General features: G+C 52.1%; 12 protein-coding genes. 7 read left to right on the forward strand and 5 right to left on the reverse strand.

Annotation, left to right across the window (positions count from 1 at the left end; translation table 11 throughout):
• Nucleotides 1-51 precede the first annotated feature (51 nt).
• Nucleotides 52-2,010, reverse strand: a complete 1,959-nt coding sequence (locus J3P35_RS10700; RefSeq protein ID WP_210464598.1) for a KUP/HAK/KT family potassium transporter — start codon at nt 2,008-2,010, stop codon at nt 52-54.
• A 377-nt stretch (nt 2,011-2,387) separates the two neighbouring features.
• On the opposite strand from J3P35_RS10700, the gene J3P35_RS10705 reads away from it, so the two are divergent.
• Nucleotides 2,388-2,807 (forward strand): hypothetical protein, encoded by a 420-nt coding sequence (locus J3P35_RS10705; protein WP_210464599.1) that lies wholly within the window; start codon nt 2,388-2,390, stop codon nt 2,805-2,807.
• Nucleotides 2,808-3,033: 226 nt separating this feature from the next.
• Here J3P35_RS10705 and J3P35_RS10710 read toward each other — a convergent pair whose 3' ends face one another.
• The 3 genes from J3P35_RS10710 to J3P35_RS10715 form a co-directional block, all read right to left on the reverse strand.
• The gene (locus J3P35_RS10710; protein ID WP_210464600.1) at nt 3,034-3,657 is read right to left on the reverse strand and encodes an FKBP-type peptidyl-prolyl cis-trans isomerase; all 624 of its coding nucleotides are present in this window, start codon (nt 3,655-3,657) and stop codon (nt 3,034-3,036) included.
• 102 nt (nt 3,658-3,759) lie between these two features.
• Nucleotides 3,760-3,888 carry a hypothetical protein gene (locus J3P35_RS22105; RefSeq protein WP_262897555.1) on the reverse strand — a complete coding sequence of 43 codons (129 nt, stop codon included), beginning with the start codon at nt 3,886-3,888 and terminating at the stop codon, nt 3,760-3,762.
• Between the two features lie 356 nt (nt 3,889-4,244).
• A complete protein-coding gene (locus J3P35_RS10715; protein ID WP_210464601.1) occupies nt 4,245-7,652 on the reverse strand; it encodes a methylmalonyl-CoA mutase family protein in 3,408 nt (1,135 codons plus the stop codon).
• Between the two features lie 282 nt (nt 7,653-7,934).
• Between J3P35_RS10715 and J3P35_RS10720 the strand changes: the two genes are divergently transcribed.
• The gene (locus J3P35_RS10720) at nt 7,935-8,561 is read left to right on the forward strand and encodes a trimeric intracellular cation channel family protein (protein WP_210464602.1); all 627 of its coding nucleotides are present in this window, start codon (nt 7,935-7,937) and stop codon (nt 8,559-8,561) included.
• A gap of 60 nt (nt 8,562-8,621) precedes the next feature.
• Here J3P35_RS10720 and J3P35_RS10725 read toward each other — a convergent pair whose 3' ends face one another.
• On the reverse strand, nt 8,622-9,185 hold the full coding sequence (locus J3P35_RS10725; RefSeq protein WP_210464603.1) for a DUF1003 domain-containing protein: 564 nt from the start codon (nt 9,183-9,185) through the stop codon (nt 8,622-8,624).
• A gap of 231 nt (nt 9,186-9,416) precedes the next feature.
• On the opposite strand from J3P35_RS10725, the gene lepA reads away from it, so the two are divergent.
• The 5 genes from lepA (at nt 9,417) to J3P35_RS10750 (ending at nt 15,330) form a co-directional block, all read left to right on the forward strand.
• Complete coding sequence (gene lepA / locus J3P35_RS10730) at nt 9,417-11,204, forward strand: translation elongation factor 4 (protein WP_210464604.1); 1,788 nt, start codon at nt 9,417-9,419, stop codon at nt 11,202-11,204.
• Between the two features lie 49 nt (nt 11,205-11,253).
• Nucleotides 11,254-12,012 carry a DUF4184 family protein gene (locus J3P35_RS10735; RefSeq protein ID WP_210464605.1) on the forward strand — a complete coding sequence of 253 codons (759 nt, stop codon included), beginning with the start codon at nt 11,254-11,256 and terminating at the stop codon, nt 12,010-12,012.
• Between the two features lie 257 nt (nt 12,013-12,269).
• Nucleotides 12,270-12,914, forward strand: coding sequence for a TetR/AcrR family transcriptional regulator (locus J3P35_RS10740; RefSeq protein WP_210464606.1), 645 nt, complete (start codon nt 12,270-12,272; stop codon nt 12,912-12,914).
• Nucleotides 12,898-14,271, forward strand: a complete 1,374-nt coding sequence (locus J3P35_RS10745) for a TolC family protein (protein WP_210464607.1) — start codon at nt 12,898-12,900, stop codon at nt 14,269-14,271. The genes J3P35_RS10740 and J3P35_RS10745 overlap by 17 nt, the downstream gene beginning before the upstream one ends.
• Nucleotides 14,272-14,289: 18 nt before the next feature.
• Complete coding sequence (locus tag J3P35_RS10750) at nt 14,290-15,330, forward strand: HlyD family secretion protein (RefSeq protein ID WP_210464608.1); 1,041 nt, start codon at nt 14,290-14,292, stop codon at nt 15,328-15,330.
• The last annotated feature ends 2 nt before the right edge of the window (nt 15,331-15,332 follow it).

The following is a 15,332-nucleotide window of genomic DNA, read 5'->3' on the forward strand; positions in this document are numbered from 1 at the left end:
GGCCTTTCTGTTTTAGGACTGTTTTCCGGGATATGGCCCTAAAATAAGCGCTTATTTGATCCGTTTTAATTCCACTTCTCGGGCGGGCTTGATGATGAGCGGCACCTTTTCAATTTTCACCGAGCTGGTGTCCAGGCCAAACCATTTACCTTCTGAGGTGGTGAATTGCTTTATGTTGAAGTAAGACTGCATGATGGTGTTCTCCCAGAAAGGCAGGTCGTTCTCGTAGCTCAGGAACTTCTCCAGCACCACAAACCTGAAGTCCCCTATAAGGTTCTGCTTGTTCAGAGAGCTGTAGCGGCTGGTAATGTCCACCTCTTTGTTTTTCACCAGATCTTCCACCACTTTCCGGAAGAAGAGGTTGATGCGCTGCTCTACCCGGAAACCTAAGTTGAAGTCAATGCGCACCACATCCTGGCTGGCCAGCACCTTCACCTTGTACTCCATGGTATAAGGATCATCCACAGTGTTCACGTGAATGAACCAGTAAATGTCGGCGCGCTTGGGGCGTTTCTGGAAGATGGAGTAGATGATCTTGGACTCAATCTCAGTGGTGCGCTCGGCGCTGGTCATGAAAACCAGGTGGGTGGCATATTTAGGAATTGTCTCATCCTCGCTCAGCTCCCGCAGGGCCGGTACGTACTCCTTCAAAGATACATTCTCCGTTAACCGGCGCTTGATGTAGAAAGCCCTTAGCCAGATGTACATCACTGAGATCAGCAGGAACCCGATCAGCAGGGTAACCCAACCGCCGTGCGGGAACTTGATGAGGTTAGCCAGCAGGAAAGAGCCCTCAATGCTCAGGTACACCACCAGAAAAAGGAAGATGCCTACTTTGGCTACCTTTTTGATGATAAGATAGTAACTGAGCAGGGTGGTGGTCATTAACATGGTCACCGTAATGGCCAGACCGTACGCCGCCTCCATGTTGGCAGATTCCCGGAAGTACAGAACCACGCCTACGCAGCCCAGGAGCAGCAGCCAGTTCATGCTGGGCACATAGAGCTGGCCTTTCACGTTGGTAGGGTAAATGAGGCGCACCTTGGGCCACATGTTCAGCCGGATGGCTTCGCCGATGAGGGTGAAGGACCCGGTGATGAGGGCCTGGCTGGCGATCACGGCGGCAATGGTGGCAATAATGATCCCGATGAGCAGGAACCAGTCAGGCATCAGGCCATAGAAGGGATTGGTAGTTCCCAGTGAGACCAACTCTTTCCCCTCGAACTGCATCAACCAGGCGCCCTGCCCGAAATAGTTGAGCAGGAGACAGGTTTTCACAAAGACCCAGCTGATCCTGATGTTGCCCTTGCCGCAGTGGCCCAAGTCTGAGTAAAGCGCCTCGGCCCCGGTGGTACACAGGAACACAGCCCCCAAAAGCCAGAAACCGCCCGGGTAATTCACCAGCAGGTCATAAGCGTAGTAGGGGTTCAATGATTTGAGGATCTCCGGGTGTTCCAGCACCGACAAGACGCCCAGCGTAGCCAGCATGCTGAACCAGATGAACATCACCGGACCGAAAGCCTTGCCCACAATCTGTGTCCCGAAACTCTGCAACAGAAACAGGATCACCAGAATGCTGATGACAATTGGAACAGTGGGAATATTTGGGTTCAAAAGCAGCAGACCTTCTACCGCCGAGGAGACTGAGATGGGGGGAGTAATAACCCCATCGGCGAGCAGGGCGCTTCCGCCCAGCATGGCCGGGATGGTGAGCCATTTCGCTTTCCTTCTCACCAGGGCGTAAAGCGAGAAAATGCCACCTTCGCCTTTGTTGTCTGCCTGAAGCGTCAGAATCACGTACTTGATGGTGGTTTGCAGGGTAAGGGTCCAAACCACGCAGGAAATGCCGCCGTACACCAAGGTGGCATTGATGGGAGTAGATCCAATGATGGCTTTCATCACGTACAACGGAGAAGTCCCGATGTCGCCGTAAATGATACCTAAGGCAATGAGCAAACCTGCACCCGATACTCCCTGAGAGTGACTTTGGGAGTGATTGTTGGTATTCATTATTGTAATCCGGTAAAATTTTTCCCCTTTGGCTCATTAGAAGTCTGAAGGGGCAAATAGTAGATTTCTCCAAAAGGAAACCAATAAGCGTTCCTTTGAAGAAAGCGGGCAAAATTAACAGGTGCACTGTAAATTCAATGCACTTATTCCCTGAATTTCAAGGTTTAAATTTTGCCTTATAAAGGGAAGCTAAATGGCCTTTTTAACCCTTTAAGCTTGATATAGAAGCCTTCTACAACCTTGTATTATGCATTATTCCAAAATTAATTTGGAATTTATGAAGCAACATTATATATTGATTAAAAAAAAGTATATAAAATAATTAAATAGTAATATTAAATAGTTTGAAAAGTTATATTTCTTTAAAAGATGGATTTATGGTTCAAGCTGAGACTGATTATTTTAAAGTCTGGTTAGATACCCCTCGGAGAGTAGCAGTGTTGAATTGGAAGAAAGATGTGGGCTTGGAGGAATGTCAGCAAGGGATGAATGAATTGTTTCATTTGATCTCTGCCGAAAAGTTGGAGAAATGCCTTATCAACAACTCTAGCAGGGGAGTTCTTTCTATTGAAGCCGAGGAGTGGGAATTAAGTATCCTGCAAAACGAGGCCCTTCCCTCTGTGCCCGAGGGTTTGCAGGTGGCGTTGGTTATGTCTGAGGAGAGATACCAGCAGATGATCCATGACTATTCCCTGAACAAGGTCTGCAAGATCAACTTACCCATCCATATCCATTATTTTACCCAGGTAGACGAAGCCATTGATTGGTTAGAACACCAGTCAACCATTCCCTCCTGATCTATCTCTGGGCAACAATCTTTCCGTTTCTGGTTCAATAAAGTAAAAATGCACCCTAAACTGTTCTGCGTCATAGCAGAGCTTGGGATACGTGTGTGAATTAGCTGTCCAGGAATGCCATACTCATGGGCCGTTATCACGCAGTTAAGCCTTCTACGCCTATAGAATGAAAAAAGGAGGACGGCTCCTGAGCGCATCCTCCTTAGGTTTATTCAGCCGGTAAGGCTTAGTTGTTAACCGTAATCAATTCCACATCGAAGATTAACGTGGCGTTTGGTCCAATGTCTCCGCCCGCGCCTCTGGCACCATAGGCCAGGTTGCTTGGGATAAACAGACGCCATTTGTCGCCTTCTTTCATCAATTGGAGGGCCTCGGTCCAGCCGGCGATTACGCCGCTAACCGGAAAGGAAGCCGGCTCCCCGCGCTCATAGGATGAGTCAAATACGGTGCCGTCAATCAACGTGCCGTGATAATGGGTAGTTACGTTAGAGTTTCTGGACGGGGTTTTGCCTGAGCCGCTTTCCAGCACCTGGTATTGGAGACCGCTTGGCAGTGAGTGAACTCCTTCTTTTTCCTGGTTGGCTTTCAGGAAAGCTTCGCCTTCTATTTTGTTTTGCTCGCCAGACGCTCCGGCCTGGGCTTGTTGTTTTTCCTGCATCTGCATCTGCAGTTGCATCATGGCTTGCTGCACCTCGTTCTGGTCCAGTTTGGAGGGATTTCCGCTAATGGCTTCTTTAAGCCCGAAAAGCAAGGCCTCTGGTTCTACTTCAATGCCCTGTTTGGCAAAGTTGGCTGCCATGTCGCGGCCAATGATGTAGCTGATTCTTTTTGAAAGGTCGTTTAATTCCATAGTTTATCTTTTGTTAGGTAAAGGTACGTTTTCTATGGAATTTGGATGGTACAAGAACGCTAATCCGCCCTCCGGCGGAGTTCCTTGCCTCAGTTTTTCACCTTACAGGTACAGATGATAATCTTCATCGGAAAGGTCCAGCGGGATATTTCCGGGCGATAACCAAGTGGTTGCCAAAAAGCCTAAGGCACCAATCACTAAGATAGTGGTAACGGTTGTAATGATTTTCATGGCTTGTTGCGTTTATATTACAAACGTAAAATTCTTCAATCTTGTTAACTTCCAGGTAAAATTTACATTATTCTTGTATTAAATTAAATACCCAGGCGCAAGATTATTTTTGAAGAAGAGAAAGAAGATCTACACTGGTGAATTTACTACAGGATGCACCCTGATCATGGCTGGTAAGTAGAAGGAAGACCTTCAAAGTTGTTCATCTGATTGTAGCCCACTCCTGACTTACTCACAATCTCTTTTTCTGCTCAAAAATCCTTTTTCATTATCTCTTAAATAAAAAAAGGAGCCTGCATTTGCAGACTCCTTTCATAAAAACAGGCCCAAAATGAATTTAAGCGCTGGGCTAATTATTACATGTTGCGGCGGTACTGGCCACCTACCTCAAACAAGGCATTGGTAATCTGACCCAGGGAGCAATACTTAGAGGCTTCCATGAGGGCTTCAAAGATGTTGCCGTTCTGCACGGCCACTTCCTGCAGTTGCTTCAAGAGGGCAGGGGCTTTGTCCGCGTGCCGGGCGTGCAGTTCCTGCAGCATGGAGATCTGGTACTGCTTTTCTTCCTCGGTGGCTCTTATCACTTCAGACGGAATCACGGTAGGCGAGCCCTGGCTGCTCAGGAAAGTGTTCACCCCGATGATAGGGTACTCACCGGTATGCTTAAGGGTCTCGTAGTACAGGCTTTCCTCCTGGATCTTACCGCGCTGGTACATGGTTTCCATAGCGCCTAACACGCCGCCCCGCTCGGTGATGCGGTCAAACTCCAGCAGTACGGCTTCCTCCACCAGGTCGGTCAGTTCTTCAATGATGAAGGAACCTTGCAGCGGGTTCTCGTTCTTGGCCAGACCCAGCTCCCGGTTAATGATCAATTGAATCGCCATGGCGCGGCGCACAGAAGCTTCGGTAGGCGTGGTGATGGCCTCGTCATAGGCGTTCGTGTGCAGCGAGTTACAATTGTCGTAAATGGCGTACAGCGCCTGCAGGGTAGTCCGGATATCGTTGAAGTCGATTTCCTGCGCGTGCAGTGAGCGGCCCGAGGTTTGGATGTGGTACTTCAGCATCTGCGAGCGTGGGTTGGCGCCGTACTTCAGCTTCATGGCTTTAGCCCATATTCTTCTGGCCACACGGCCAATTACCGCATACTCTGGGTCAATGCCGTTGGAGAAGAAGAAGCTCAGGTTAGGCGCAAACGCGTTGATGTCCATGCCGCGGCTCACATAGTACTCCACAAAGGTAAAGCCATTGGCCAGGGTGAAGGCCAGCTGCGAAATAGGATTGGCGCCCGCCTCGGCTATGTGGTACCCGGAGATAGAAACCGAGTAGAAGTTGCGCACGTTGTGGTCAATGAAGTACTGCTGCACATCACCCATCAAGCGTAAGGCAAACTCGGTGCTGAAGATACAGGTGTTCTGGGCCTGGTCTTCTTTGAGGATATCGGCCTGCACGGTACCGCGTACCGAGGCCAGCGTGCGCTCCTTGATCTGGGAGTATACATCAGCCGGCAACACCTGGTCACCGGTAACTCCTAAAAGCATCAGGCCTAAGCCGTTATTGCCGTCGGGCAACTCGCCCTGGTAAGTAGTGCGTTTCTGGCCTGATTTCTGGAAAATAGCCTCAATACGGTCGTTTACCTCTGCTTCCAGGCCGTTCTCTCTGATGTAGAGTTCGCACTGCTGGTCAATGGCAGCGTTCATGAAGAAACCGGTGAGCATAGCGGCCGGACCGTTGATGGTCATGGACACGGAGGTCATCGGGTCAGCCAGGTTAAAGCCAGAGTACAGCTTCTTGGCATCATCCAGGCAGCAGATGCTTACCCCAGAGTTACCGATCTTGCCATAGATATCCGGACGGAGATCCGGGTCTTCTCCGTATAAAGTAACAGAGTCAAAGGCAGTGGATAAACGCTTGGCTGGCAATCCTTTACTTACGTAGTGGAAGCGACGGTTCGTGCGTTCCGGTCCGCCTTCGCCGGCAAACATACGGGTAGGATCTTCGCCCTCGCGTTTGAAGGGGAACACGCCCGCGGTGTATGGGAACTCGCCTGGTACGTTCTCCTGCAGGTTCCACTTGAGCAAATCGCCCCAGGCCTCGTAGCGCGGCGTGGCCACCTTAGGTATATCCAACTGCGACAGGCTGGTGGTGTGGGTTTTCACCTTTAGCACTTTGTCCCGCACCTTGAACTCATAGAACTCGTTTTTGTAGCTCTGGCGCTTCTCGGGCCATTGCTCCAACAGCTTCTTGTTCTGGCCATCAAGCCTTAAAGCAGTTTCTTCGTAGGCGTACTCTAACCCTTTAATCAATCGGTCTTTATCTTCCACCTCAATGGCTTGGATGGCTTCAATTGACTGGCGGATGCCGTAGAGTTTCTGGGCCACGGCGGCCTGGTCCTGTACCCACTTGTCGTAGCTGCGGTTGTTTTCTGCGATCTCAGAAAGGTAGCGCGTACGGGCAGGAGGGATGATGTAAACTTTCGCAGACATCTCACCCGTCGCCTGCAGACTGGAGTCAAAAGAGACGCCGGTTTTCTCCGAAATCTTCGCGATCAGGGCTTTGTACAGGCGGTTCATGCCGGGGTCGTTGAACTGCGAGGCGATGGTCCCGAACACAGGAATCTGGTCGTCGCTCACGTCCCAGAGCTGGTGATTGCGCTTGTATTGTTTCTTCACGTCGCGCAGGGCATCCAGGGCGCCGCGCTTGTCAAACTTGTTCAGGGCAATGATATCGGCGAAGTCCAGCATGTCAATCTTCTCCAGCTGGGTGGCTGCCCCGTACTCGGGTGTCATCACGTACAGGCTGGCGTCTGAATGCTCAATGATCTCCGTGTCTGACTGGCCAATACCCGAAGTCTCCAAAATGATCAAGTCAAACTGGGCGGCTTTCACCACGTCCACGGCGTCCTGCACGTAGCGGCTCAGGGCCAGATTGCTCTGGCGAGTGGCCAGGGAGCGCATGTACACGCGGCTGTTGCTGATGGCGTTCATCCGGATACGGTCGCCCAGCAGGGCCCCGCCTGTTTTCCGCTTTGAAGGGTCCACCGAGATAATGGCGATGGTCTTGTCCGGGAAGTCCATCAGAAAGCGGCGCACCAGTTCATCCACCAGCGATGATTTACCTGCCCCGCCCGTACCGGTGATACCCAATACCGGGGTGCTTACCTGCTGTGGGCTGGCGGATTGCTGTTCAACGCCATTCAATAACTGTTCCTTCACCTTGGCGAACTCCTCGGGGAAGTTCTCCGCGGCAGAGATAAGGCGGGCAATGGATTTAATGTCTTTTTCTTTCAGGTGCTTCACCTCACCGTTCAGGTTCTGGCCGGTAGGGAAGTCACACTTCTGCAGCATGTCATTGATCATGCCCTGCAAACCCATGGCGCGTCCATCGTCTGGGGAATAGATGCGGGCGATGCCGTAGCCGTGCAGTTCCTCAATCTCCGTAGGCAGAATCACGCCTCCGCCACCCCCGAAGATGCGGATATGGCCGCAACCGCGCTCATTCAAGAGGTCATACATGTACTTGAAGTACTCCAGGTGACCGCCCTGGTAAGAGGTGATAGCAATGGCCTGGGCATCTTCCTGGATGGCGCAGTCCACGATCTCCTGCACGGAGCGGTTGTGGCCCAGGTGGATGACCTCGGCGCCAGACGCCTGAATAATCCGGCGCATGATATTAATAGCCGCGTCATGGCCGTCAAACAAAGAGGCAGCAGTGACAATGCGGATGTGGTTAACCGGTTTGTAGGGTTGTACAGTGGTAACTGACATTTGTTAGCTTAGCTGGTGAACGTTGTGCGAAAGTACGAATTTTAGACGAATGGTGGAGGCGCAATCCTGAGTGCCGGGCGAGCATGTTTAAAAGCAGGCCACTCTACCATGCTTTACGGATTTACAGAAGAAGAGAATGGGGCCAAAGCCTCAGAAAAAGCGCTTGGCGCAGTCTGGCAGTTTAGGCCTTATTTTTCCTGAAACAGGCTCAAACCAGGTTTCGTTCACAGACGGTTGCTGCTACCAACCCGCTTTTGCGTAGTTTACCAAAAAAATCTGCCTATGCCTGAACTGCCTGCTTCCGCCCTCATTCCCTTTATTGACGTGGTAGGTACCTTCGTGTTTGCCATCAGTGGCACCTTAACTGCCGCCGATAAGAAGCTGGACCCGTTTGGGGCATCGGTCATCGCTTTCGCGACGGCCTTGGGGGGAGGAACGGTAAGGGACTTGTTGCTGAACCTGCGGCCGGTTTGGGTACAGGATGAACGGCTGCTGATCACGGTTTTTGCGGCGGTGATGGTGACCTTGTTTTTCAGGAAGATCATTGGTAGATTCAGAAGGACCATGTTCCTGTTTGATACCGTGGGAATTGCCTTGTTCACCATCCTGGGCATGGAAAAAGCGCTTCGGCTGAACGTGCCGCCCTTGATTGCCTTGGTGATGGGGGTGGTGACAGCGGTATTCGGGGGGGTGGTGCGCGATATCCTTTGTAACGAGATTCCCCTGATTTTCAGAAGGGAGGTTTATGCCACGGCTTGCCTGGCGGGCGGCGCCTCTTACTTGCTTATGCGCCTGGCCCCGGTGCCGCCCGGGGTACCCGTTTGGATCGCCATCGGGATTATTATTCTCATCAGAATCCTGGCCGTGCGGCTGAAGTGGGCTTTCCCCAACCTGAAACCAGAAGAGTGATATTCGTTTTTCAGCCGTTTTCAGATAAATAGTCTTGAAACGGATACAGGCGGCGAGTTATTAACTTTTGCTTTTTTCCTTCTCCAGATTTTCCTGCTGCTTCTCCATGGTGTCCATCACTTTCTCTGGCTGGACATCCTTAGCGAGCTCATCAATCTCAGGGTCATGGGCTGCTTCAATACCCATCTGCTTGGCCATGGCGGTCACCAGGGTTACCAGGCGGGTAATCTCGTGCTCGGCCAATAAACTGACTTGCAGGTCCAGATCAGCCCGTTTGTCGGCCTGGATGTTGGAGCGGTTCTGGCTGATGAGCACGAAGGTGGACAGAAAAATAGCCTCCACCGAGGCGAACATCGCCAGTACCACAAAGGACTCATCAAAGGGTTTCAGGCCCAACCAACCAGAATTCCAGGCAATCCAGGTGCCAAACAGCAACAGGTGAATAACCACAAACAGCATGCTGCCCGTGAATTTGGTTACCGCGTCAGAAATGCGTTCAGACATATTCCGGGAACGATCTTCCTGTTTGCGCCGGTCCAGCAGCGCCTTGATATTGCGTTCCACTATCTCGGCCATGTGGCCCTCCGTTCCCCGGAACACACTAACGTCCTTCTCTTCAGCCATATCAGTTCAATTTCAACACGGGTTATACGGCTGCTGCGAAAAGAAGAGGTTTTAAACAAAAGAAAATTCATTTAAACCAAGCCAGTTTATTGAGCTAAGTCTGTATTTATGCTTATTTTCAGAAAACAGGCCCAAAAGAGGCCAGAAAACGTAAAAAGTAAGTCCAGGCTCCCAGATGCTTTCCAGCGGCTCGCATTTCTTTATTATCTTTGTTGATTGTAATCGATTTCTATGAAGAACATCCGCAATTTTTGCATCATTGCGCATATTGACCACGGCAAAAGCACCCTGGCCGACCGCCTGCTGGAGTTTACTTCCTCAGTGACGGAGCGGGAAATGCAGAACCAACTTTTGGATAACATGGATCTGGAGCGGGAGCGCGGCATCACCATCAAGAGCCACGCCATCCAGATGAACTATAACTACAAAGGCGAGGACTACATCCTGAACCTTATTGACACGCCCGGCCACGTGGACTTTAGCTACGAGGTTTCCCGTTCCATCGCCGCCTGCGAGGGCGCGCTGCTGATTGTGGATGCTTCGCAGGGAATTGAGGCGCAGACCATCTCCAACCTGTACCTGGCCATTGGGAACGACCTGGAGATCATCCCGGTGTTGAACAAGATTGATTTGCCGCATGCCATGCCTGAGGAGGTAAGTGACCAGATCATAGACCTGATCGGCTGCGAGCGGGAAGACATTATCCATGCCTCGGGAAAGGCGGGAATTGGTATTGAGGAGATCCTTGCGGCCATCTGTGACCGCATCCCGGCGCCCAAAGGCGACCCCGAGGCGCCGTTGCAAGCCTTGATCTTTGACTCGGTGTTCAACTCTTACCGCGGTATTGAGGTGTACTTCCGGATCATGAACGGCACACTGCGCAAAGGCGACAAGGTGAAATTCATTGCCACCGGCAAGCAGTACGAGGCCGACGAGATTGGCGTACTCAAACTGAACCAGGAGCCTAAGCAGGTGATGGGGGCCGGAAACGTGGGTTACCTCATCTCCGGGATCAAGAACGCGAAAGAAGTAAAAGTAGGGGATACCATTACCCACGCTGCCAACCCAGACACTATCCAGATCCAGGGCTTTGAAGAAGTGAAACCCATGGTATTCGCGGGGATTTACCCAGTGGAGACCACCGAGTACGAAGAGCTGCGTTCCTCAATGGAGAAGTTGCAGTTGAATGATGCCTCTCTGGTATGGGAACCGGAAACCTCCGCGGCGCTCGGTTTCGGATTCCGTTGCGGGTTCCTGGGCATGCTCCACATGGAGATTGTGCAGGAGCGTCTGGAGCGCGAGTTTGACATGACCGTGATCACCACGGTACCCAGTGTGCAGTTTAAGGCATTCACCACCAAAGACGGCGAGGTTGCGGTAAGCGCGCCGTCTGAGATGCCAGAGCCTAATTTCATTGACCATATTGAGGAGCCGTTTATCAAGGCGCAGATCATCTCCAAAGCCGAGTTCATCGGTCCGATCATCTCCCTGTGTATGGACAAGCGCGGTATCCTGAAAGCCCAGAACTTCCTGACCTCTGACCGTGTGGAGCTCATCTTTGAGATGCCGCTGGCCGAGATCGTGTTCGACTTCTTCGATAAACTCAAGACCATCAGCCGGGGCTACGCCTCCCTTGACTACGAACTCATTGGGTTCCGGGAGTCGCACATGGTGAAGCTGGACATCATGCTTAACGGCGAGAAAGTGGATGCCCTTTCTGCCATTGTGCACCGCGATAAGGCCTATGACTGGGGTAAGCGCCTCTGCGAGAAACTTCGGGAGCTGCTGCCGCGCCAGATGTTTGAGATCGCCATCCAGGCCGCCATCGGGCAGAAAATCATTGCCCGTGAGACGGTGAAAGCCCTCAGAAAGAACGTATTGGCCAAGTGCTACGGCGGGGATATCTCCCGTAAACGGAAGCTCTTGGAGAAACAGAAGAAAGGGAAGAAGCGTATGCGCCAGGTGGGCAACGTGGAGATTCCGCAGGAAGCCTTCCTTGCAGTTCTTAAACTAGATTGATTTCAGAACCCGGTGCCACTGCACCGGGTTTTTCTTTTACCCGTACGCCATGCCTTTCACTTTTTCCCACCCCGCGGTCGTGTTGCCGTTCAAGTCGGTCTCCGGCCAGAAAGTCTCCCTTACCGCAATGGTGCTGGGCAGCATGGCGCCTGATTTCGAGTTCTTTTTCAGAATGCGGGCCGAAACCGAAATCAGCCACACCTTGAAGGGCATTTTCCTGTTCGATATCCCGGTGGTGGTGGTCATGGCTTTTCTGTACCATTGCTGGGTGAGGCACCCTTTTTTGGGTCATTTACCGGTTTTCCTGCAAAAACGGTTCTCGGTCTACTCGCAATTCAACTGGCCGGCTTACTTCAAGGAGAATTGGGTGGTGGTGATCACCTCGGGGTTTCTTGGCGTAGTGCTGCACCTGCTCTGCGACGATTTCACCCATGACTACGGCTACACCGCGCAGCATATCCCGGCGCTGGCCGCTGCCTATGAGATTTTTGGCCGGGATGTGCCCGGGTACCACCTCAACCAGTACCTAAGCAGCCTGATTTTGGGCATCCTCCTGGTCATCCAAGCATTGCGGCTGCCTGCCATCCATTCCGCCGATGAACAAGCTGCTTTCTTCCGATACTGGGTTTTGGTGGCGCTCGTCTCTTTGCCTACCTTTTTCCTGCGTTTTGCCCTGCGTGACCGTGAGATGATCATGAATGACATGATTATGACCGCCATTGCGGCTGGTTTGCTGGGGATCATCGTCGCGTCCTCGGCGGCCCAATTGGCTAGAAAAAAGCAACGCGCGCCCATCAGCCCTGTGTAAGCTACAAATATTTTGGGGCTGTTTTCCTGAAATCGGGCTTGAAACAGAGCCTTATCTTTTCAACTCCAAAGGATGCAAGATAGAGGCATTACTGAGTCTGTTTAGGCTAGGACCTAACTTTGCGGGTTTTCCGGCCTGACTACCTCCAGAAACAATCCCCCTTCGTTTTTAAAGCATTTTCAGAAAATCGGAAACAAAACAGAATCTTGTCTTGTTTATTAATCAATCGATTGATTAACTTTGCGCCACTTTAGAAAATGGCAGAGAAAGAAAAAATAGATAAGAAAGAGCACCTGCTGAACGTGGCGGAACGCGTGTTTGGCGAGATGGGCTACGATGGCGCTTCTACCCGGCTGCTGGCCCAGGAGGCAGGCATGAACATGGCCATGCTCAATTACTACTTCGGGTCTAAGGACGGATTGCTGAAGGCGGTAGTAGAACGCCGGATGTCCTCAACCAGGAAAGAGTTTGAGGTGATCGCCCACCAGGACATGCCGTGCTGGGAGAAAATCAACCAGATCGTGCAGCTGTACGTGAGCCGGGTGGCCACGAGCAAATATTTCCACAAGATCATCTTCCGGGAAATCTCCGTGATCCGCACCGGGTCCGAAGTGACCGACTTCGTGCTGGAAAACCTTTACCAGAATGTGATGCTGGTGCACCAGGTGCTGGCAGAAGGCATCCAGAAAGGAGAGTTCCGGGAAGTAGACATTGAAATGACCGTGGCCGGAATTTTTGGGACGGTCAACTACCTTATCAACTCCCGCCGGTTGGCCTCCAAGATCCTGAAAATGGATTTGATGGATGACCAGGTGCTGCAAGAAGAAATGAAGCCGCGCCTGCTGGCTTATTTACAAGATTCCCTTAAAACACACTTACTTAAAAATGAAACTGAGAAATAATGCTTCTGCTGAGCATCCTGCCTTTGGACGGAGCGTCCTTTCGGCGGTCGTGGTAGGAGGCTTTAGCTTCCTGATGGCGTTTGCCCAACCGGCGGCGGCCCAGGAAGCCAAACACCTGAACCTGCAGGAAGCCGTGCAAATGGGGGTGCAGAATAGCAAGGTACTGCGCCTTTCCCAAACCAAGATTGACCAGGCCATTTCGCGCTACAACCAGGTGAAAGACGAGGCCAAGCCTAAAGCCAGCGCCAGCTACACCTACAACCACGCCGAGATCCCTTCTAACATCCTGCAGATGTCCAAACACGCCGAGCCGTTTTTCCTGCCCAAGCGTGCCGATGCTTTTTTAGGGACGGTCTCTGTGCAAGAGGTGATCTTTGCCGGAAACAAACTGAAGTACGCCAAAGAATCCACTGACCTTATGGCCCAGGTGGCCCGTCTGGACGCCGAGAAGGACAAAGACGAGATTGCCTACCATGTGACCAACGCTTATTTCAACCTGTACAAACTGCAGCAGAGCCAGAAAGTGGTGGCGCAGAACCTGCAGGCAATTGACAAGCAGATAAAGCAGGCGAAGCGGTTCTTTGAGCAGGGCATTGTGACCAAGAACGATGTATTGCGCTTCCAGCTGCAGCGCAGCAATGTGGAGCTCACCGGCTCCGACCTGGAGATAAACCGCAAGATTGTGGTTTATAACCTGAACGTACTGCTGGGCTTGCCGGAGAACAATGACCTGGTGGTGGAAAACGCCGCCGCGCCGGACGGCCGCAACGTGTCTTTGGCCGCTTACGTGGATTCTGCCCTAGCTAACCGCGAGGAACTGCAGGCCATTGACCTGAACAGCCGCGCCGCCGATAACAACATCAAGTCTATCAAAGCCGATGCGCTGCCCGCCCTGGTGGCCTCCGCCGATGCCTACCACATCAACCCCAGCGGCTCCATCATTCCGCCGGCGCGTGGTTCTCTGGCCATCGGGACGGTAGGTCTGACTGCCGCCTGGAACTTTGACCGCCTCTGGACAAACAAAAACAAGATCGCTGAGGCCAAGATCCAGAGATCCCAGCTGGACATCAGCCGCGAACTGACCACGGACCAACTGAAAACCGAGGTGAACCAGAACTACCAACGTTACCTTTTGGCCTTGGACAAAATCAACATCCTGCAGACCTCCATCGCTCAGGCCGAGGAGAACGACCGCAGCGAGGCCTCGCGCTACACAAACAAAGTAGCCTCGGCTACCGACAGAATTGAGGCGCAGACCCGCCTGTACCAGGCCCTCATCAACCTGGAACTGGCCAAAGCCGATGCTGGCCTGGCTTATTTTACTTTATTAAAATCAACTGGAAATATCCTTAACTAATCACCGCATACAACCCAAATGGAAACTGAGAAAAAGAAATCGAACAAAGTAATTCCCATCATCCTGGGCCTAGTCCTGATCATTGGCGGATTCTTTGGCGTGAAAGAATACCTGTATTTCAGCAAGCACGAGGACACCGATGACGCCCAGATTGACGCCGATATCAGCCCAGTGGTGGCGCGTGTGAGCGGCTACGTGGATACCATCATGTTTGAGGAAAACACCCACGTAACGCAAGGCCAGGTGCTGGTGAAACTGGATGACCGTGACTACGCCATCAAAGTAGAGCAGGCAATGGCCGCTTCACAAGGCGCCAGTGCCAGCACCGGCGTAAACCAGTCTCAGATTACCGCCACCGCTGCCACTGCTACCACCGCCAAGGCGAACATTGAGGCCACCCGCGTGCGTCTCTGGAAAGCAACCCAGGACTACAACCGCTTCGCTAATTTGATCAAAGACGGTTCTATCACCCAGCAGCAGTTTGACCAGGCCAAAGCCGACCGCGACGTGGCCCAGGCAAACTACCAGGCCGCGCAGGACCAGTACAAAGCCGCTTTGCAGCAGGTAGGTACTACCCGCTCGCAACTGGCGGTGACCAACACGGGCGTAAACCAGCGCCAGGCCGATGTGGACTTTGCCAAACTGCAGATGTCTTACACCACCATCACGGCGCCGGCCAGCGGCATTGTATCGAATAAAAACGTGCAGAAAGGTCAGTTGGTGCAAGCCGGCCAGAGCCTGTTCTCCATCGTGAATGACAACAGCATCTTCGTAACCGCCAATTTCAAGGAAACCCAACTGGAGAACATCCGCGAGGGACAGAAAGTGAAGATTGAGGTAGACGCTTTTCCTGAGGCCGATGTACAAGGGGAGATCTATAACTTCTCACCGGCCACCGGCGCCAAGTTCTCTCTGCTGCCCCCGGATAACGCTACCGGTAACTTCGTGAAAGTGGTACAGCGCGTGCCCGTGAAAATCAAAATCAAGGCCTCTCCTGAACTGATGAAGAAACTGCGCCCAGGCATGAGCGTGAAAACATCGGTCCTGACGCAAGAATAACC

Origin of the sequence: Rufibacter roseolus, assembly GCF_017916365.1 — a bacterium.
GTDB lineage: Bacteria > Bacteroidota > Bacteroidia > Cytophagales > Hymenobacteraceae > Nibribacter > Nibribacter roseolus.